Genomic DNA, 18168 nt, shown 5'->3' on the forward strand with positions numbered 1-18168 from the left:
CGCAAGTCCCGCAACGCAATGTCAAATAATTTCCGTTACATTACATCACGTCACATACTGTCCGTTTTCTGGAGTTTATTCCCGACCTCGTCCCACACTGGAGGTCCCGGTGACGACACGTGGAGTCCTGTACGTGCACTCCGCACCGCGCGCGCTCTGTCCGCACGTGGAATGGGCTGTTGCGGGGGTGCTCGGGGTGCGGGTGAACCTCGACTGGATCCGTCAGCCCGCCTCCCCGGGCACCTGGAGAGCCGAGTTCTCCTGGCAGGCCGAGGCCGGTACCGCCTCGAAACTCGCCTCCGCACTGCGCGGCTGGCACCTGCTCCGCTTCGAAGTGACCGCGGACCCCTGTCCGACCGCCGAGGGCGAGCGCTACAGCTCCACCCCGCAGCTGGGCATCTTCCACGCCGTCACCGGCATGCACGGCGACATCCTGATCCCCGAGGACCGGCTGCGCGCCGCCCTCGCCCGGTCCGCGCACGGTGAGACGGACCTGGAGGCGGAGATCGCCAAACTGCTCGGCAAACCCTGGGACGACGAGCTCGAGCCCTTCCGCTACGCGGGCGAGGGCGCCCCGGTCCGCTGGCTCCACCAGGTGGTCTGAGTACGGCCGAACGCAGAGGGCCCACCCGGATGATTCCGGGTGGGCCCTCTGCGTGAGCGGAACTCAGATGCTGCGGAACGCCAGGGTGACGTTGTGGCCACCGAAGCCGAAGGAGTTGTTGATCGCGGAGATCGGGCCCTCCGCCGGGAGCTTGCGGGGCTCGCCGCGCACGATGTCCGCGTCGATGTCGTCATCGATGTCGTCGAGGTTGATGGTCGGCGGGGCGAGGCGGTGGTACAGCGCCAGCACCGTGGCGACGCTCTCGATACCGCCGGCACCACCCAGGAGGTGACCGGTCATCGACTTCGTCGCCGAGATCGCGATGTGGTCGAGGTCGTCGCCCAGCACCTTGCGCAGGGCCTTCAGCTCGGCCGTGTCACCCTGCGGGGTGGACGTGGCGTGCGCGTTCAGGTGGACCAGCTCGGCCGGGTCGAGACCCGTGTTGTCGAGCAGGTTCTGCACGGCGGCCGCGACACCGCGGCCGGTGGGCTCCGGCTGCGCGATGTGGTGGCTGTCCGCGGACAGGCCCTGGCCCAGCACCTCGCAGTAGACCCGGGCGCCGCGCGCGGCGGCGTGCTCGGCGGACTCCAGGACCACGACGCCCGCGCCCTCGCCGAGGACGAAGCCGTCGCGGGCCTTGTCGTACGGGCGGGAGGCCGTCTCGGGGTTCTCGTTGTTCTTGGACATCGCCATCATGTTGGCGAACGCGGCGATCGGCAGCGGGTGGATGGCCGCCTCGGTGCCGCCGGCGACGACCACGTCGGCACGGCCGGTGCGGATCATCTCGACGGCGTAGCCGATGGCCTCGGCGCCCGACGCGCAGGCGCTGACCGGAGTGTGCACGCCCGCACGGGCGTTGATCTCCAGGCCGACGTTGGCGGACGGGCCGTTGGGCATGAGCATGGGGACGGTGTGCGGGGAGACCCGGCGCACGCCTTTTTCCTTCAGTACGTCGTACTGGTCGAGCAGGGTGGTCACGCCGCCGATGCCGGAGGCGATGACGGTGCCCAGGCGCTCGGGCGCGATGGCGGCATCCTCGCCCGCCGGGGCGGTGTAACCGGCGTCGGCCCACGCCTCACGGGCGGCGATGATCGCGAACTGGGCCGAGCGGTCCAGCTTGCGGGCCAGCGGCCGGGGGAGGACCTCACTGGGGTCCACGGCGGCCGTCGCGGCGATCCGGACCGGGAGTTCGGCGAAGCGCTCACCTTCGAGAGGCTTTACGCCGGAACGGCCGGCAAGCAGACCTTCCCAGGTCGAAGCGCTGTCGCCACCCAGCGGAGTGGTTGCGCCGATACCGGTGACGACCACGGTGCGATTGGTCGGGCTCACAGGAATTCTTTCTCCACGTTTCAGGGGGTGAATTGTCACGGCGCCACCGCGGGGTGGCGACAAACGCTCGTCAGGCTCAGGCCTGGTGCTTCAGGATGTAGCTCGCCGCGTCACCGACGGTCTTGAGACCCTTGACGTCCTCGTCCGGGATCTTCACCTCGAAGCGCTCTTCAGCGGCGACGACGACCTCGACCATGGACAGCGAGTCGACGTCCAGGTCGTCGGTGAAGGACTTCTCGAGCTGAACGTCCTCGTTCGGGATGCCGGCGATCTCGTTGACGATCTCCGCGAGACCTTCGACGATTTCTTCCTGGGTGAAGGCCATGTTGGCGCTCCTTCTATAGCTAGCTGGGTGTCGAACGGAGCCCGGGATGTGGATCCCGGGCCCTAGGGGAGGGTAACGACCGTCGCGGCGTAGACGAGTCCCGCCCCGAAGCCGATGACGAGCGCGGTGTCGCCGCTCTTCGCCGCTCCGGTCGCCAGGAGCCGCTCCATTGCGAGCGGGATCGAGGCGGCGGAGGTGTTGCCGGTGGTTTCGATGTCACGGGCGACCGTGACGTGCTCCGGCAGCTTCAGAGTCTTCACCATCGAGTCGATGATCCGCATGTTTGCCTGGTGCGGGATGAAGACGTCCAGGTCGTCAGCGGTGATCCCGGCTGCGTCGAGCGCCTGCTGGGCCACCTTGGCCATCTCGAAGACGGCCCAGCGGAAGACCGCCTGACCCTCCTGCGTAATGGCCGGGAACTTGTCGCCGCCGTCCTTGCCGAGGTACTCGTCCCACGGCACGGTCTGCTTGATGGTCTCCGACTTGTCGCCTTCCGAACCCCACACGGTGGGGCCGATGGCAGGCTCGTCCGAGGGTCCGACGACCACGGCGCCCGCACCGTCACCGAACAGGAAGGCCGTCGCGCGGTCCTCCAGGTCGGTCAGGTCCGAGAGCCGCTCCACGCCGATGACCAGAACGTATTCGGCCGAGCCCTCGACGACGAGCCCCTTGGCCAGGGTGAGGCCGTAGCCGAACCCGGCGCAGCCGGCGGAGATGTCGAAGGCGGCGGGCTTGCCCGCGCCGATGCGGTGCGCGATCTCGGTCGCCACGGCCGGGGTCTGCTTGAAGTGCGACACCGTCGAGACGATCACGGCGCCGATCTTCTCCGGAGCGATCCCGGCGTCGGCCAGGGCCTTGCCCGAGGCCTCCACCGACATCGCGGCGACGGTCTCCTCGGGTGAGGCCCAGTGCCGCGTCGCGATCCCGGAACGGGAGCGGATCCACTCGTCGGAGGAGTCGATGGTTTCGAGGATGACCTCGTTCGGCACCACGCGGATCGGACGGTAGCCGCCGACGCCGAGGATGCGGGCGTACGGGGAGCCCTTGGCAGGCTTGATCTTCGACATGCTGAGTGGGCTCCTTCTCTCAGACCGCGTGCTCGGACACGAGCGCCGCGGCCTTTTCGAGATCGTCCGGGGTCTTCAGGGCCACGCTCGGTACGCCCTTCAGCGCGCGCTTGGCCAGACCCGTCAGGGTGCCGCCGGGGGACAGCTCGACGATCCCGGTGACGCCCAGTGCGGCGAACGTCTCCATGCACAGGTCCCAGCGGACCGGGTTGGCCACCTGGCCCACCAGCCGGGCGACGACATCGGCGCCCGTGGTCACGACCTGACCGTCCTTGTTCGATACGTACTTCAGCGCCGGGTCGGCCGGGGAAAGGGCCGACGCGGCCTTCTCCAGACCGGCGACCGCCGGAGCCATGTGGTGCGTGTGGAAGGCGCCCGCGACCTTGAGGGCGACGACCTTCATGGATCCCTCGGGCTTCTCGGCCTCCAGGGCCGCGATCTGCTCCAGGGTTCCCGCGGCGACGATCTGGCCGGCGCCGTTGACGTTCGCCGGGGTCAGACCCAGCTTCTCCAGGTGTGCGATGACCACGTCCGGCTGCCCGCCGAGGATCGCGGCCATACCCGTCGCGGTGGTCGCCGCGGCCTCTGCCATGGCGAGACCCCGGGTACGCACGAGGGACAGCGCGTCCGTGTCGGACAGTACGCCGGCGTACGCGGCGGCGGTGATCTCGCCGACGCTGTGGCCCGCCACGGCGCCGAAGGCGGTGCGGCCGACCTGGGGGAGCGCGGTCAGCTCGGCAGCGGCGAGCAGTCCAGCGGCCACCAGCAGGGGCTGTGCGACGGCCGTGTCGCGGATTTCGTCCGCGTCGGCCTTCGTGCCGTAGTGGGCAAGGTCGAGCCCGATGGCGTCCGACCAGCCGGCGACGCGGTCAGCGGCGCCGGGCAGTTCGAGCCAGGGAGTCAGGAAGCCGGGCGTCTGTGCGCCTTGGCCGGGAGCGACGAGTACGAGCACCCTCACACTCTCTCTTGTGTTCGGCCCCCGCCGCCCGTGGGGACAGGGACGAAGAACCGTCGGGGTAATTGTTGATGTCCGACAAAAGCTTAGGACTGAGGATCGCTGTCGGCCAGACGTCCGAGGATCAGGGCGATCCGCAGAGTGAACGCGGAACGGACATCGGAGGGCGACCAGCCGGTGACGTCTGTCACACGTCGGAGCCGGTAGCGCACGGTGTTCGGGTGTACGAACAACATCCGAGCTGCGCCTTCGAGACTGCTCGCCTGCTCCAGATAGACACTCAGCGTCTCCAAAAGGGCAGAGCCGGCCTCTTCGAGCGGTCTGTAGATCTCCTCCACCAACTGCTCGCGTGCCGCAGGGTCCGAGGCGATCGCGCGTTCGGGCAGGAGATCGTCCGCGAGCACCGGCCGCGGAGCGTCCTGCCACGCCGTGCAGGCCTTGAGCCCGGCCGCGGCCGCCTGCGCCGATTTCGTGGCGTTCAACAGGTCCGGGACCACCGGTCCGGCGACCACCGCACCCGCGGCGAACGGCCCGATGAGCGACTTCGCCACCTGCATCGGATTGTCGCTGCCGCCCGCGATGACCACGAGCCGGTCGCCCAGCACACCCGTGAGCACCTGAAGCTTGTGGTGGCGGGCCGCCCGCCGGATCGCCTCGACCGTCAGCTCGCTGTCGCCCTCGGGAGCCGTGCCCAGCACGACGCACACGTACTCGGGGGAGTTCCAGCCGAGGGCCGCGGCCCGCGACAGCGCGCCCTCGTCCGCCTCTCCGGACAGCACCGCGTTGACCACCAGGGACTCCAGCCGGGCGTCCCACGCCCCCCGCGCCTCGGCGGCCTGGGCGTACACCTGGGCGGTCGCGAAGGCGATCTCCCGGGCGTACACGAGCAGTGCCTCGCGCAGGATCGACTCGTCGCCGGGCGCCGCGACCTCGTCGATCGCGGTCTCCATGACCTCGATCGTGGTGCGCACCATCTCGACGGTCTGGCGCAGGGTGATCGCCCGGGTCAGCTCGCGCGGAGCCGTCCCGAAGACATCGGTGGAGATCGCCTGCGGGGTCTCCGGATGCCGGAACCACTCGGTGAACGCCGCGATACCGGCCTGGGCGACCAGGCCGATCCAGGAGCGGTTCTCCGGCGGCATGGCCCGGTACCACGACAGCGTCTCGTCCATGCGCGCGATGGCGTTGGCGGCTAGCCGGCCGGAGGACTTCTCCAGTCGTCGCAGCGTCGCCGAGTGCGGATGGGGGGGAGCCGGATGTGTGGGGTGGACCGCGGGTGAATGCTCACGTTCGGGTTGGGGCACGGGACAAGACTGCCTTATCGGGACGGGTGCGCGGCGTCCGGTCCCACTCCGGGCCGCGCCCCGGGGCTACCGTGGCCCCCATGATTGATGTACGCCGAGGCTCCGACCGGTACGAGGGCGGCGGCCCTGACGGTGCCGGCGCCGGGATCACCACCCGGCACGCCTTCTCCTTCGGCTCGCACTACGACCCGGACAACCTGCGGTTCGGCCCGGTCCTGGCGTGCAACGAGGAGAGTCTCGCCCCCGGCGCCGGTTTCGACGAGCATCCCCACAGCCACACCGAGATCGTGACGTGGGTGGCCGAGGGCGAGCTCACCCACCGGGACGCCACGGGCGCCACCACCCTGGTGCGGCCCGGCGACCTGCAGCACCTCGGGGCCGCGTCCGGTACGCGGCACGTGGAGCGCAACGACGCGCCCGGGCCGCTGCGCTTCGTCCAGATGTGGCTCGAGCCCCTCGATCCGGCCGGGAAGCCCTCGTACACGCTGGTCAGGGGGATCGCGGAGAGTACGCCCTACGCGGTGCCCGCGGCCGGCGCCGTACTGCACGTACGGCGTCCGGGCGCGGGCGAGCGGGTCGCCGTACCGGCCGCCGGGCGGGTGTACCTGCACGTCGTACGGGGAGACCTGCGCCTGGACGGGCAGGAGCTCAGCGCGGGCGACTCGGCGCGGATCACCGGCGAGCCGGAGCTCGAGCTGGTCGCCGGGTCGCCGGCCGAGGTGCTGGTCTGGGAGTTCCAGTAGGCGCTGGCCCGGGGGCCTCAGCGGGTCCTGAGCTCGGCGAGCACCGCGTCGGTGAACGGGGGCCAGGCCTCCACGGCCCACGGCCCGAAGGCGCGGTCCGTCAGCGCCACGCAGGCGGCGCCGGCGTCCGGGTCCACCCACAGGAAGGTCCCGGCCTGCCCGAAGTGCCCGAAGGTGCGCGGTGAGGAACCGGTGCCCGTCCAGTGCGGGGCCTTCCCGTCACGGATCTCCAGGCCGAGCCCCCAGTCGTTGGGGGACTGGTGGCCGTAGCCGGGCAGGACGCCCTTGAGTCCGGGGTGGACCACGGAGGTGGCCTCGGCGACGGTACGGACGTCCAGCAGCCGGGGCTGCTGGAGCTCGGCGGCGAAGCGCAGGAGGTCGGAGACGGTGGAGACGCCGTCCTTGGCGGGAGAGCCCTCCAGGCTGCTCGACGCCATGCCCAGCGGCTCGAAGACCGCCTCGTACAGGTACGAGGCGAAGGGGATGCCGGTGGCCTTCGCGATGTGGTCGCCGAGCACCTCGAAACCGGCGTTCGAGTACAGCCGGCGCTGTCCGGGCGGGGCCGTCACCCGGTGCTCGTCGAAGGCCAGGCCGCTGGTGTGGGCGAGCAGGTGGCGCACCGTGGAGCCCTCGGGCCCGGCCGGCTCGTCCAGCTCGATCGCGCCCTCCTCGTAGGCGACGAGGGCGGCGTAGGCGGCGAGGGGCTTGGTGACGGAGGCCAGCGGGAAGCGGTGGTCCACCGGGCCGTGGGCGCCGAGCACCGTCCCGTCGGCGTGGACGACGGCCGCGGCGGCGGTCGGGACCGGCCAGTTCTCGATGATGCGCAGACTCTGCAAGCTCTCCATGCCGCGAGCGTACTTGCTTGGAGTGCACTCCAAGGATTTAGCGTGGAGCCATGAGCCTGACCCAGATGCAGACGCAAGTGCAGACGCAGAGGCGGTACACGATCAGCGAGGTCGAGGCCCGGACCGGACTGACCCAGCACACCTTGCGCTGGTACGAGCGGATCGGCCTGATGCCGCACGTGGACCGCTCCCACTCGGGTCAGCGGCGCTTCACCGACAAGGACCTCGACTGGCTGGCCTTCGTCGGCAAGTTGCGCACCACGGGGATGTCGGTGGCGGACATGGTCCGGTACGCCGAACTCGTCCGTGAGGGCCCGCAGACCGCCGGCGACCGGCGCGAACTGCTGGAGCGGACGCGGGACGAGGTACGGACGCGGATCGCGGAACTGACGGACGCGCTCGCCGTCCTGGACTACAAGATCGATACGTATGCGATGTGCGCCGACGTCGCGGAAAAGGCGGACCGGACATGAAGACCGAACAGATCAAGAAGGTCGAACTGGGCGAGGGCGGCCCGCTGGTGGGCGTCCAGGGGCTCGGCTGCATGGGGATGAGCGAGTTCTACGGGGACACGGACGAGGCGGCCGCCCGGCAGACGCTGGAGGCGGCGCTGGCCGCCGGGGTCACCCTCTACGACACCGCGGACGCCTACGGGCGGGGCGCCAACGAGGAGTTCCTCGCGCCGTTCGCGGCCGCGCACCGGGACCGGATCACCCTCGCCACGAAGTTCGCCATCGAGCGGACGGACGACCCGGCGTACCGGGGGATCCGCAACGACCGCGCCTACATCCGCCGGGCGGTGGAGGGCAGTCTGCGCAGGCTCGGCACCGAGGTGATCGACCTGTACTACATGCACCGGCGCGATCCGGCCGTGCCGTTCGCCGAGTCGGTGGGCGCGATGGCGGAGCTGGTGCGGGAGGGGAAGGTGCGTCACCTGGGGCTCAGCGAGGTCACCGGCGCGGAGCTGCGCGAGGCGCACGCGGTGCACCCGATCGCGGCGCTCCAGTCGGAGTGGTCGCTGTTCAGCCGGGACGTGGAGCTCAGCGCCGTGGGCGTCGCGGCGGAGCTGGGCGTGGCCGTCGCGGCGTACTCCCCGCTCGGGCGGGGCTTCCTGACCGGGGCGTTCGCGGACGCGTCGGCGGAGCTGACGCCCGGTGACTTCCGCCGGCACCAGCCCCGGTTCACGGGCGACAACGCGAAGGCGAACGCGGCGCTGCTGGCGCCGGTACGGGCGATCGCTGCGGCACGCGGGGCCACGCCCGGGCAGATCGCGCTGGCGTGGGTCCAGCAGCGGTCGGCGGTGCACGGCCTGACGGTCGTCCCGATCCCGGGCACCCGCAAGCCCTCCCGCCTCGCGGAGAACACGGCGGCGACCCGCATCACACTGACGGCAGAGGAACTGGCCCTACTGGACCCCCTGGCCGACCGGGTGGCGGGCGACCGCTACCCGGACATGAGCTCCACCGCGGCGGCACGGGAGGCGTAGCCCCCGCAGGGGCGGCCCGTCACCCCCCGGCCGCGAGCCGGTCCCGCAGCGCCGCGTACTCCGACTCGGTGAGCAGACCGACACCGTGCAGCTCACTCAGATGCTGCAGCCGATCGGCCGTCCGGGGCCCCGGAACGGCAGCGACCGGCATCCGCCCGCGCACTCCCACCAACACCGCCGCCGCGAACGGCAGCGACTCGTGCACGCTCCCGTGTCCCACCCCGAACACGGCCGAGGCCAGATCGTGGTCCGCCCGGGGATCACCCGCGGCGTTGCGGACCGACAGCCGAAGGTGTCCCCCCGGGCGCTCCGGCGAGTGCCAGGAGACGCCGGTCAGGTCGGCCACGGGATACCGCTGGTCGCCCGCCTTCCACTTGGTGCTCGTGGCTCCGGTCCGGGACCAGCGGAAGGTGACGGCCCCGCCGTCGAAGGAGAGCCGGGCGTCGGACGCCTTCAGGCCGGTGGGCGGCTCCGGGACGGAGACCAGGAAGCGTTCGGCCGGCCCGGGCGGCCCCAGCCGCTCGCGCAGGGCCTCTACGAAGGCCGCCGCCCGGTCGCCGCCGGCTCGCGGCAGCACCAGCCGGTACGGATCGCAGGCTTCCCTCAGCTGTCCCGCCGCGGCCTCCATCAGGGGGTCCGCGCCGTCCCGCGCCCGGGCGTGCAGGACCACGGTGTCCCGCCGTCCCACGGTCAGGCTCACCCCGGACAACGCTTCGAGGGGGATCCGCCGTTCTCCCAGGGCTTGCCAGAGCCTGGGTGTTCGCATCCCCCGTGCGAAGCGGATGATCACCGAGTTCGTGGTGTGGTCGAACTCCCAGATGGCATGGTTTCCGGCCAGTACGTCACCCATGTGGCACATCGTAAAGGGACGCACCCCCGTGCGTCCCCCCGCTGTGAGGTCCGATTTCGGGTCGGCCGGGTGGGTCAGGGACCGTCCGTCCGGGATGTTCCGCGTTGGCACGTGTCGTCCGGGGTGGCGCACACCGTGGAACCGAACGCACCGGTTCCGATTTTGGCGAAGTTGTCCAGAGATTCGGTTCCTGGCTCGAAGTAGCCGGTGTGGCTCTTGGCTCCGGCCGCCGAAAGGACCCGTGCACCGAACTCCGCGGAGACCGGATCCGCGCCGTGGCCGAGCCCCCCGAACTCCAGGTGCGGTACGTCGGCGATCCAGTCGCCGGAGTCCCGCATCGCCCACACCCGCGCCGAGGTGTCCAGCTCGGCGGCGGTACCGGCACGCATTCCGGGGCTGCCCGCCACCACGATGTCCGTGACCCGGTCCGGCAGTTCGTGCGCGGCCAGCCCGCACACCACCGACCCGTAGCTGTGGCAGAACAGCGCCACGCTCGCCCGCCCGGGCAGCCCGGAGGCCAGCGAGCGCAGCCTGACCGCGCCGTCCACGGCGAGCCGCCCGGTCGCCGCGTCCATGCCGACACCGGTCGGGGCGATGTAGCCGGCCCAGGCGATGACCGCGGTCCGGCCGCCCGGGGCGGCCGCCCGCTCGGCCCCGTACAGGGACTCCGCCATGCCGACGGGGGCGGTCAGGCGGCGCTCGGTGCGCTCGAAGGTGAGCGCGTCGGTGTCGACGCCGGGGACGATCACCGAGATCCGGCGGGCCTCGCCGAGGTCGCCGAAGACCTCGGCGACGAGGGCGCCGCCGGTGGGGTCGAAGGTGAGGATCTGCCGGCCGGGCTCGGCGAGGGACTCGAAGCGGTGGGCGCGCCGGGCGGCGGTGACCCGGTCGGCCGGGGCCAGCGTGACGTCGTGCGCGCGGGCCTCCTCGGACCGCGCGGCCTGCTGCAGGGCCATTCGGTTGGCCCGGTAGCGGACGGTGGGCGGCACACCGTCGAGATTGCCGACCACCAGGGGGTGGCCCTCGGCGAGCCGGGCGCGCTGGGCGCCGTCGAGGGCCGCGAAGAAACGTGCCACCGTCGCCGCCGGCGCAGCGGCGGCGGGCAGGGCCCGGCCGGCGAAGCTCGATCCGGCCCAGGAGGCGAAGGCCGCCTCGCGCGGGGACGCCTCGCCCGAGGGCCGGTAGACGGCGGTCCACCCCGTGGTCGTGAGCATCAGGAAGACCACCGCCAGCGCGAGCAGGGCGCGCAGGGCGGCCGGGCGCGCGGGGGCGTCGGGAGAGTGGGTGTGGAGGCCGGGCAGGTTCACTGCGCCCAGCCTAAAAGACCTCCACCGGTCGTTGCGCGCCGGGTGACCGGAGTCACCGCCGACCGTGGGACGCCTGTGGTTTCGTACGGGACCTCCGCGCGCGGGCGACCCTGCCCGTACGCGGTCCTCGCCCGGCCGGACCGGAACGGCGCCGCTCAGGCGGGGCGGCGCCAGTCGGCGGCCAGCGCCGGGCCGATCTGGTCGAGGTAGACCTCGGTCATCCGGCGGATCGCGGCCACGCTGGTGTCCTCGCCCTGCCCCCAGAGCCGGCCGGTGACGCGCATCACGCCCGTGAACGCGGCGACGGCCACCCGCGGCCGTGCGTCGGCGTCCACGTCCAGGCCCTCGCGCTCGGCGATCAGCCGGGCGGTCTGTTCCTCCAGCTCGGTGGAGCGGCGCAGGTGCACGGCGAGCAGGGCCGGGGTGGACTCGATCAGCCGGTAGCTGCGCATGTACAGGTCGAGGGGGACCAGTTCCGAGATGGCCTCGTCGATGGTGTCCCAGGCGTCCAGGACGGCCGAGCGCATCGCCTCGAAGGGGCCCTCGGCGGGCGGGCGGGAGCGCAGCGCCGCGACGAAGTGCGATTCGACCAGGTCCTGGACGGCGAAGGCGACCTCTTCCTTGTTGGCGAAGTACCGGAAGAAGGTGCGCTGGGAGACCTCAACGGCGTCGGTGATCTCGTCGACGGTCGTCTCCTCGTACCCCTGCGCGATGAAGAGGAGGAGGGCGGCGCGCAGGAGCGCGTCGCGCGTGCGCCGCTTCTTGCGCTCGCGCAGGCCGGCGCCCGGTGCGGGCGCGGGCCGCTGATCGGTCATCACGGCCGTCAGGGTACCTGTGACCGACCTGACAGTGACTGTCCCGCGAAGTGGTCTGTGAAGTGTCAGTCGCTGTCACTAGCCTGTTCGCATGACTAGTCAGACCACCGTCGACGGCGGGGACGCACTCTCGCTCTCCAAGGAACCGGGCCCCTCCCCGGTCCGTACGGGCCTTCGGGGCCATCCGTGGCTCACCCTCTTCGCCGTCGCGATCGGCGTCATGATGGTCACCCTCGACGGCACGATCGTCGCCGTCGCGAACCCGGCCATCCAAAAGGACCTCGGCGCCTCGCTCGCCGACGTCCAGTGGATCACCAACGGCTACCTGCTCGCCCTCGCGGTCTCCCTCATCACCGCGGGCAAGCTCGGCGACCGCTTCGGCCACCGCCAGACCTTCCTCATAGGCATCGCCGGCTTTGCCGTCTCCTCGGCGGCCATCGGCCTCTCCGACGGCGTCGAGTTCGTCATCGGCTTCCGCGTCGCGCAGGGCGTCTTCGGAGCACTGCTGATGCCCGCCGCGCTCGGCCTGCTGCGCGCGACGTTCCCGGCCGAGAAGCTCAACATGGCCATCGGCATCTGGGGCATGGTCATCGGCGCCTCGACCGCCGCCGGGCCGATCGTCGGCGGCCTGCTCGTCGAGAACGTCAGCTGGCAGTCCGTCTTCTTCATCAACGTGCCCGTCGGCATCCTCGCGCTCGCCTTCGGCCTGTTCATCCTGGTCGACCACCGGGCCGAGAACGCCCCCCGCTCCTTCGACCTGCTCGGCATCCTGCTGCTGTCGGCCGGGATGTTCTCGCTGATCTGGGCGCTGATCAAGGCCTCCGAATGGGGCTGGGGCGATACGAAGACCCTGGCCTTCCTCGGCGGGTCCGCGCTGTGCTTCGTGGCCTTCGCCGTCTGGGAGACCATCGTCTCCGAGCCGCTGATCCCGCTCGGGATGTTCCGCTCGCTACCGCTGTCCGCGGGCACGGTCCTGATGGTCCTGATGGCCTTCGCCTTCATGGGCGGGCTGTTCTTCGTCACCTTCTACCTGCAGAACGTCCACGGCATGAGCCCCGTCGACAGCGGCCTGCACCTGCTGCCGCTTACCGGCATGATGATCGTCGGATCGCCGCTGGCCGGCCTCGCCATCACCAAGGTCGGCCCGCGGCTGCCGCTCGTCGCGGGCATGGTCGCCACCGCCGCCGCCTGCTTCGGGATGGCCCGGCTGACCCCGGACACCTCCACCCTCACCATGTCGTTCTGGTTCGCCCTGATGGGCCTCGGGCTCGCGCCCGTCATGGTCGGAGCCACCGAGGTCATCGTCGGCAACGCCCCGCTGGAGCTCTCGGGCGTGGCCGGCGGACTCCAGCAGGCCGCCATGCAGGTCGGCGGCAGCCTGGGCACCGCCGTGCTCGGCGCGGTCATGGCCAGCAAGGTCGGCAGCGTCTTCGAGGACAACTGGGCCGGGGCCGGGCTGCCGCCGCTCACCCCGGAGCAGGCGGACCTCGCGGAGAAGGGGATCCAGGTCGGCATCGCCCCGATCCCGCCGGGCGCTGCGGAGCAGCTCGCGGGGACCATCACGAGGGTCGCGCAGGACACGTTCGTGTCAGGGATGAGCACCGCCTTCACCGTCGCGGGCGTGGTCGCGGTACTCGCCGCGGTCGTGGCGGGCTTCACGAAGCGCGGCGAGAACGCCGCCGCGGGGGCGGGCGCGGCCCACATCTAGGGCGCCCTGCCCGCGGGCGCCCTGGGCGTCAACTCCGAGGCCGTCACAGCCCCGTCCGGCGGTTCCGGCGGGGCTGTCGCCTATCAGGGTGGACCCGCTCGCGGCCCCTTCCGCCGGGACGTCCGCGCAGGTCAGCGTGGTGTCGACGGAGCTCCGGAAACGGTCCGGAGCCCGTTCGTCCACCAGGAGTTGACCCGTCATGCGTACGTGGAGCACCACTTGTTCCGGGCGCACCGCCGCCTCGGCCGTCGTTCTCACCGCCACCCTGCTGATCCCCGGCACCGCCGAATCCGCCCGTGCGGCGGGCCACGCCCCGGGCCGTACACCGGCGCAGGCCCAAGCGCATGGTCCGGCCCAGGCGAGGGTCCAGACACCGGTCCAGGCGCCGGTCCAGCCCCGGGGTCAGACCTCGGCCCGGGGCCAGACCTCGGCCCGGACCGACGCTCCGGCACCGGCGCGGGCCTCCGGGCGGACCCGGGGACGGGCCGCCGGGCCGCCGGCGCTCGGGGCCTGCGCCACCGGGCAGCTGTGCCTGTGGGCGAAGCCGGAGTTCAAGGGCGCCCGCACGACCCACGAGCTCAGCACCCTCGACATCAACAGCTGCACCGCCCTGCCCGCCGGGACCACCGCCCAGTCCCTCACGAACCGGACCGGCCGCCCGGTCACCACCTACCAGTCGGCCGAGTGCGCCGAGACGGGTGAGTTCCAGACCTACCCGGGCGACGGGGTGTGGCTGCCCCAGTCGCCCTACCAGGTCAGGGCGTTCAAGGTGTGGGAGCGCTGACGGCGCCCCCGCTCGCCGGAACGAACGCGTCCGCCGGAACGAATCCGCCCGGCAGAGCGGCTGCGCCCGTCCCGGCGGGAGCCGCTGCGCCGAGGCGGGCGACCTCGGCACGCAGCGCCCGTACCTCCGCCGCCAGTTCGGAGATCGCCGCCGTCTGGGCGCGGTCCGCCTGGTCGTCGCGTTCGAAGCGGGAGATGAACCAGGCCGCGATGTTGGCGGTCACCACACCCAGCAGTGCGATCCCGGACAGCATCAGCCCCACCGCCAGCAGCCGCCCGAGTCCGGTGGTGGGGGAGTGGTCCCCGTACCCGACCGTCGTCATCGTGGTCACCGACCACCACAGGGCGTCCCCGAGGGTCTTGATGTTGCCGTCGGGGGCGTCGCGCTCCACGCTCAGCACGGCGAGCGAGCCGAACATCAGCAGCCCGACCACCGCGCCCGCCACGTAGGTGGTCAGCCGGATCTGCGGGGCCATCCGGGCCCGCCGGCCGACGAGCATCAGGGTGGAGACCAGGCGCAGCAGCCGCAGAGGCTGGATCATCGGCAGCAGTACCGCCGCCAGGTCCATCCAGTGGGTCCGGACGAAGGCCCTCTTCGACTGCGCGAGGCCCAGCCGCACCAGATAGTCGCCCGCGAAGGCGCCCCACACCGCCCACTCGGCGAACTTGCAGGTGAGGTGGACGGCCGGTTTCGCGTCGGGCACGACGATGGGCACGGCGTAGGCGACGGCGAATCCCAGGGCGAGCACCAGCAGCGGAGTCTGCGTACGGCGCTCCCACTTCGCCTGGCGGGAGGGTTGCTTCATGCCGAGCATCGTAAGGAACGCATAAAGCGGAGCGGAACCCGCCCTGCGACGCGGGGCGGGGCCCGGCCGGCGCCGTGGCCGGACGGCAGTGGGCCGGGTCCGCCTCGGCGGCCCGGCCCACTGTCCTCACGTCACCCGCACGGCCCGCGGAGCGGTCAGGCGTCGCCGCCCGCCGCGCCCGGGTCGGCCGCCCGGACGTCCAGCAGCTGGTACCGGTCGATCGCCTGCTTCAGCGCCGACCGGTCGATCTTGCCCTGCTTGGCCAGCTCGGTCAGCACCGAGAGGACCACCGACTGCGCGTCGATGTGGAAGAAGCGCCGGGCCGCGCCCCGCGTGTCCGCGAAGCCGAAGCCGTCCGCGCCCAGCGAGGTGTACGCACCGGGCACCCAGCGCGAGATCTGGTCCGGGACGGCCCGCATCCAGTCGGAGACCGCCACGAACGGACCCTCCGCGCCGGACAGCTTGGTCGTCACGTACGGGACGCGCTGCTCCTCCTCCGGGTGGAGCAGGTTGTGCTCCTCCACGGCGACGGCCTCGCGGCGCAGCTCGTTCCATGAGGTCGCCGACCAGACGTCCGCCCGGACGTTCCACTCGGCGGCCAGGATCCGCTGGGCCTCCAGCGCCCACGGCACCGCCACGCCCGAGGCCATGATCTGGGCCCCGACGGATCCGGAGGTGCCCTCGGAGATCCGGTGGATACCGTGCAGGATGCCGTCCACGTCCACGCCGGCCGGCTCGGCCGGGTGCTGGATGGGCTCGTTGTAGACCGTCAGGTAGTAGAAGACGTCCTCGGCGTCGGGGCCGTACATCCGCCGCAGACCGTCCTTGACGATGTGCGCGATCTCGTACCCGTACGCCGGGTCGTACGCCACACAGCCCGGGTTGGTCGAGGCCAGCAGCTGCGAGTGGCCGTCGGCGTGCTGCAGGCCCTCACCCGTCAGGGTGGTCCGGCCGGCGGTCGCACCGAGGACGAAACCGCGCGCCAGCTGGTCGGCCATCTGCCAGAACTGGTCACCCGTGCGCTGGAAACCGAACATCGAGTAGAAGACGTAGACCGGGATCAGCGGCTCGCCGTGCGTCGCGTACGCCGAACCCGCGGCGATCAGCGAAGCCGTGCAGCCCGCCTCCGAGATGCCGTCGTGCAGCATCTGCCCGGTCGGGGACTCCTTGTACGCGAGGAGCAGGTCGCGGTCGACCGCCTCGTACTGCTGGCCCAGCGGGTTGTAGATCTTGGCGCTCGGGAAGAACGCGTCCATGCCGAAGGTGCGGTACTCGTCGGGGGCGATCAGCACGAAGCGCCGGCCGATCTCCTTGTCCCGCATGAGGTCCTTCAGGATGCGGACGAAGGCCATGGTGGTGGCGATCGACTGCTGGCCCGAGCCCTTCTTGGCGGCCGCGTACGTCGCGTCGCCCGGCAGCTGCAGCGGCTTCGCGCGCACCACGCGGGTCGGTACGTAGCCGCCGAGCGCGCTGCGGCGGTCGTGCATGTACTGGATCTCGGGGGAGTTGCGGCCCGGGTGGTAGTACGGCGGCGCGCCGTCCTCCAGCTGGGAGTCCGTGATCGGGATGTGCAGACGGTCGCGGAAACGCTTGAGGTCGTCGGCCGTCAGCTTCTTCATCTGGTGGGTCGCGTTGCGGCCCTCGAAGTTCGGGCCGAGGGTCCAGCCCTTGACCGTCTGCGCCAGGATCACCGTCGGCTGGCCCTTGTGGGCCTTGGCCGCCGCGTAGGCCGCGTAGACCTTCTTGTGGTCGTGGCCGCCGCGTCCCAGGTGCTGGATCTGCTGGTCGGTCATGTTCTCGACCATCGCGCGCAGCCGGTGGTCGCCGCCGAAGAAGTGGTCGCGGATGTACCCGCCGGACTCCGTGGCGTACGTCTGGAACTGGCCGTCCGGGGTGGTGTTCATCTTGTTGACCAGGATGCCGTCGCGGTCCTGCGCCAGCAGCGGGTCCCAGGAGCGGTCCCAGATCAGCTTGATGACGTTCCAGCCGGCGCCGCGGAACTGCGACTCCAGCTCCTGCATGATCTTGCCGTTGCCGCGGACCGGGCCGTCGAGGCGCTGCAGGTTGCAGTTGACGACGAAGGTCAAGTTGTCCAGGTTCTCGCGGGCGGCGATGGACAGCTGGCCGAGCGACTCGGGCTCGTCCATCTCGCCGTCGCCGAGATACGCCCAAACGTGTGACTTGGAGGTGTCCGCGATACCGCGGGCCTCCATGTACCGGTTCATCCGGGCCTGGTAGATCGCACCGAGCGGGCCGAGGCCCATCGAGACGGTCGGGAACTCCCAGAAGTCCGGCATGAGCCGCGGGTGCGGGTAGCTGGAGAGGCCGTACGGGGCCTTCGACTTCTCCTGGCGGAAGGCGTCGAGCTGCTGCTCGGAGAGCCGGTCCAGGAGGTAGGCGCGGGCGTAGATTCCGGGCGAGGCATGGCCCTGGAAGAAGATCTGGTCGCCGCCGTCGCCCTCGTCCTTGCCCCGGAAGAAGTGGTTGAAGCCCACGTCGTAGAGGGAGGCGGAGGAGGCGAACGTGGCGATGTGACCGCCGACGCCGATGCCCGGCCGCTGGGCGCGCGAGACCATGACGGCCGCGTTCCACCGGGTGGCGTTCAGGACCTTGCGCTCGATCTCCTCGTTGCCGGGGAAGAAGGGCTCGTCCTTGGTGGCGATCGTGTTGACGTAGTCCGTGGAGCGCATCTCGGGCACGGCCACGCGCTTCTCGCGGGCCCGCTCGATCAGCCGCAGCATCAGGTAGCGGGCGCGCTCACGGCCCCGCTCGTCGACGGCGGCGTCCAGGGAGTCGAGCCACTCCTGCGTCTCCTCCGGATCGAAGTCCGGGACCTGACTCGGGAGGCCACCAATGATGATCGGATTGCGATCGGATGCGGAAGCCACGCTGTTCCTTCGCTGTCGGGGGAGTCGTGCCTTGGGGTTCGCCGCCTCCCATGGTCTTACGCTCGGCAGAAATCGTCATCTTTACCGTTGGATAATCCCTGGAGGGTGGGGGGATTCCTGGCTGCGGCGACGACACTGACCAAACCGCAACCCTACGCCCAGGACGATCACCCCCTTCGCAAGGCCGTTCGTCCCTCAAACAGGTGCGAAAGTCCCGAGGCCGTGCCGAATGAGGTGGAATGGTGTGGGATGAGTCACCAGGGGTACATGCGGAAGGGCTGAAAGTTGCGGCGAGACGGCCGTAATCGTCACCGTTTCGACGGTCTCGGCGGCCGGGCACTTGCGCGATCCGC

Annotated in this window: 16 protein-coding genes and 1 pseudogene; 6 read left to right on the plus strand and 11 right to left on the minus strand. The window is 71.2% G+C overall.

The genetic code is table 11. The features are described 5' to 3' along the window. Positions 1-109: 109 nt before the first annotated feature. Positions 110-604 (plus strand): DUF3145 domain-containing protein, encoded by a 495-nt coding sequence (locus OTB20_RS05990; RefSeq protein WP_267815538.1) that lies wholly within the window; start codon positions 110-112, stop codon positions 602-604. A gap of 63 nt (positions 605-667) precedes the next feature. Here the strand turns inward: OTB20_RS05990 and fabF are convergent, their stop codons facing one another. The 5 genes from fabF to OTB20_RS06015 all read right to left on the minus strand — a co-directional run bounded on the left by fabF (position 668) and on the right by OTB20_RS06015 (position 5584). Beyond that, positions 668-1933, minus strand: a complete 1266-nt coding sequence (fabF, locus tag OTB20_RS05995; RefSeq protein ID WP_267754837.1) for a beta-ketoacyl-ACP synthase II — start codon at positions 1931-1933, stop codon at positions 668-670. Between the two features lie 76 nt (positions 1934-2009). Beyond that, positions 2010-2258, minus strand: coding sequence for an acyl carrier protein (locus tag OTB20_RS06000; protein ID WP_267815539.1), 249 nt, complete (start codon positions 2256-2258; stop codon positions 2010-2012). Between the two features lie 62 nt (positions 2259-2320). Further along, positions 2321-3325: a ketoacyl-ACP synthase III gene (locus OTB20_RS06005; protein ID WP_267815540.1), complete on the minus strand. Its 1005-nt coding sequence runs from the start codon at positions 3323-3325 to the stop codon at positions 2321-2323. Positions 3326-3344: 19 nt separating this feature from the next. Beyond that, a complete protein-coding gene (locus OTB20_RS06010; protein WP_267815541.1) occupies positions 3345-4277 on the minus strand; it encodes an ACP S-malonyltransferase in 933 nt (310 codons plus the stop codon). Positions 4278-4366: 89 nt separating this feature from the next. Further along, complete coding sequence (locus OTB20_RS06015; RefSeq protein WP_267815542.1) at positions 4367-5584, minus strand: PucR family transcriptional regulator; 1218 nt, start codon at positions 5582-5584, stop codon at positions 4367-4369. 80 nt (positions 5585-5664) lie between these two features. Here OTB20_RS06015 and OTB20_RS06020 point away from each other — a divergent pair, with 80 nt between their 5' ends. Beyond that, positions 5665-6327, plus strand: a complete 663-nt coding sequence (locus OTB20_RS06020) for a pirin family protein (RefSeq protein ID WP_267815543.1) — start codon at positions 5665-5667, stop codon at positions 6325-6327. Between the two features lie 17 nt (positions 6328-6344). On the opposite strand, the gene OTB20_RS06025 is transcribed toward OTB20_RS06020, so the two are convergent. Beyond that, positions 6345-7163 carry a serine hydrolase domain-containing protein gene (locus OTB20_RS06025; protein WP_267815604.1) on the minus strand — a complete coding sequence of 273 codons (819 nt, stop codon included), beginning with the start codon at positions 7161-7163 and terminating at the stop codon, positions 6345-6347. A 59-nt stretch (positions 7164-7222) separates the two neighbouring features. Between OTB20_RS06025 and OTB20_RS06030 the strand changes: the two genes are divergently transcribed. After that, a complete protein-coding gene (locus OTB20_RS06030; protein WP_267815544.1) occupies positions 7223-7645 on the plus strand; it encodes a MerR family transcriptional regulator in 423 nt (140 codons plus the stop codon). Further along, positions 7642-8658: an aldo/keto reductase gene (locus tag OTB20_RS06035; RefSeq protein WP_267815545.1), complete on the plus strand. Its 1017-nt coding sequence runs from the start codon at positions 7642-7644 to the stop codon at positions 8656-8658. Before OTB20_RS06030 ends, OTB20_RS06035 begins: the two co-directional genes overlap by 4 nt. A 19-nt stretch (positions 8659-8677) precedes the next feature. Here the strand turns inward: OTB20_RS06035 and OTB20_RS06040 are convergent, their stop codons facing one another. The 3 genes from OTB20_RS06040 to OTB20_RS06050 all read right to left on the minus strand — a co-directional run bounded on the left by OTB20_RS06040 (position 8678) and on the right by OTB20_RS06050 (position 11630). Then, the gene (locus OTB20_RS06040; RefSeq protein ID WP_267815546.1) at positions 8678-9508 is read right to left on the minus strand and encodes a DUF4429 domain-containing protein; all 831 of its coding nucleotides are present in this window, start codon (positions 9506-9508) and stop codon (positions 8678-8680) included. A gap of 74 nt (positions 9509-9582) precedes the next feature. Beyond that, complete coding sequence (locus tag OTB20_RS06045) at positions 9583-10722, minus strand: alpha/beta hydrolase (protein WP_324290341.1); 1140 nt, start codon at positions 10720-10722, stop codon at positions 9583-9585. 248 nt (positions 10723-10970) lie between these two features. Next, complete coding sequence (locus tag OTB20_RS06050; RefSeq protein ID WP_267815605.1) at positions 10971-11630, minus strand: TetR family transcriptional regulator; 660 nt, start codon at positions 11628-11630, stop codon at positions 10971-10973. Between the two features lie 91 nt (positions 11631-11721). On the opposite strand from OTB20_RS06050, the gene OTB20_RS06055 reads away from it, so the two are divergent. Together OTB20_RS06055 and OTB20_RS06060 are read left to right on the plus strand one after the other, a co-directional pair. Next, positions 11722-13338 carry an MFS transporter gene (locus OTB20_RS06055; RefSeq protein ID WP_267815548.1) on the plus strand — a complete coding sequence of 539 codons (1617 nt, stop codon included), beginning with the start codon at positions 11722-11724 and terminating at the stop codon, positions 13336-13338. A gap of 475 nt (positions 13339-13813) precedes the next feature. Then, positions 13814-14122, plus strand: a pseudogene (locus OTB20_RS06060) (peptidase inhibitor family I36 protein); the annotation flags it as partial. On the opposite strand, the gene OTB20_RS06065 reads toward OTB20_RS06060, so the two are convergent. Then, positions 14103-14927: a potassium channel family protein gene (locus OTB20_RS06065; RefSeq protein ID WP_267815549.1), complete on the minus strand. Its 825-nt coding sequence runs from the start codon at positions 14925-14927 to the stop codon at positions 14103-14105. The pseudogene OTB20_RS06060 and the gene OTB20_RS06065 overlap by 20 nt on opposite strands. Positions 14928-15082: 155 nt before the next feature. Further along, a complete protein-coding gene (aceE, locus tag OTB20_RS06070; RefSeq protein WP_267815550.1) occupies positions 15083-17815 on the minus strand; it encodes a pyruvate dehydrogenase (acetyl-transferring), homodimeric type in 2733 nt (910 codons plus the stop codon). Between the last annotated feature and the right edge of the window lie 353 nt (positions 17816-18168).

The sequence above is a fragment of the Streptomyces sp. H27-H1 genome (assembly GCF_026627445.1).
Lineage (GTDB): Bacteria > Actinomycetota > Actinomycetes > Streptomycetales > Streptomycetaceae > Streptomyces.

Bases quoted from the DNA above. Each gene is read 5' to 3' on its own strand.
- OTB20_RS06000 (WP_267815539.1), bottom strand. From the start codon at position 2,258: ATGGCCTTCACCCAGGAAGAAATCGTCGAAGGTCTCGCGGAGATCGTC.
- OTB20_RS06005 (WP_267815540.1), bottom strand. From the start codon at position 3,325: ATGTCGAAGATCAAGCCTGCCAAGGGCTCCCCGTACGCCCGCATCCTC.
- OTB20_RS06020 (WP_267815543.1), top strand. From the start codon at position 5,665: ATGATTGATGTACGCCGAGGCTCCGACCGGTACGAGGGCGGCGGCCCT.
- OTB20_RS06030 (WP_267815544.1), top strand. From the start codon at position 7,223: ATGAGCCTGACCCAGATGCAGACGCAAGTGCAGACGCAGAGGCGGTAC.
- OTB20_RS06035 (WP_267815545.1), top strand. From the start codon at position 7,642: ATGAAGACCGAACAGATCAAGAAGGTCGAACTGGGCGAGGGCGGCCCG.
- OTB20_RS06040 (WP_267815546.1), bottom strand. From the start codon at position 9,508: ATGGGTGACGTACTGGCCGGAAACCATGCCATCTGGGAGTTCGACCAC.
- OTB20_RS06045 (WP_324290341.1), bottom strand. From the start codon at position 10,722: ATGCTCACGACCACGGGGTGGACCGCCGTCTACCGGCCCTCGGGCGAG.
- OTB20_RS06050 (WP_267815605.1), bottom strand. From the start codon at position 11,630: ATGACCGATCAGCGGCCCGCGCCCGCACCGGGCGCCGGCCTGCGCGAG.
- OTB20_RS06055 (WP_267815548.1), top strand. From the start codon at position 11,722: ATGACTAGTCAGACCACCGTCGACGGCGGGGACGCACTCTCGCTCTCC.
- OTB20_RS06065 (WP_267815549.1), bottom strand. From the start codon at position 14,927: ATGAAGCAACCCTCCCGCCAGGCGAAGTGGGAGCGCCGTACGCAGACT.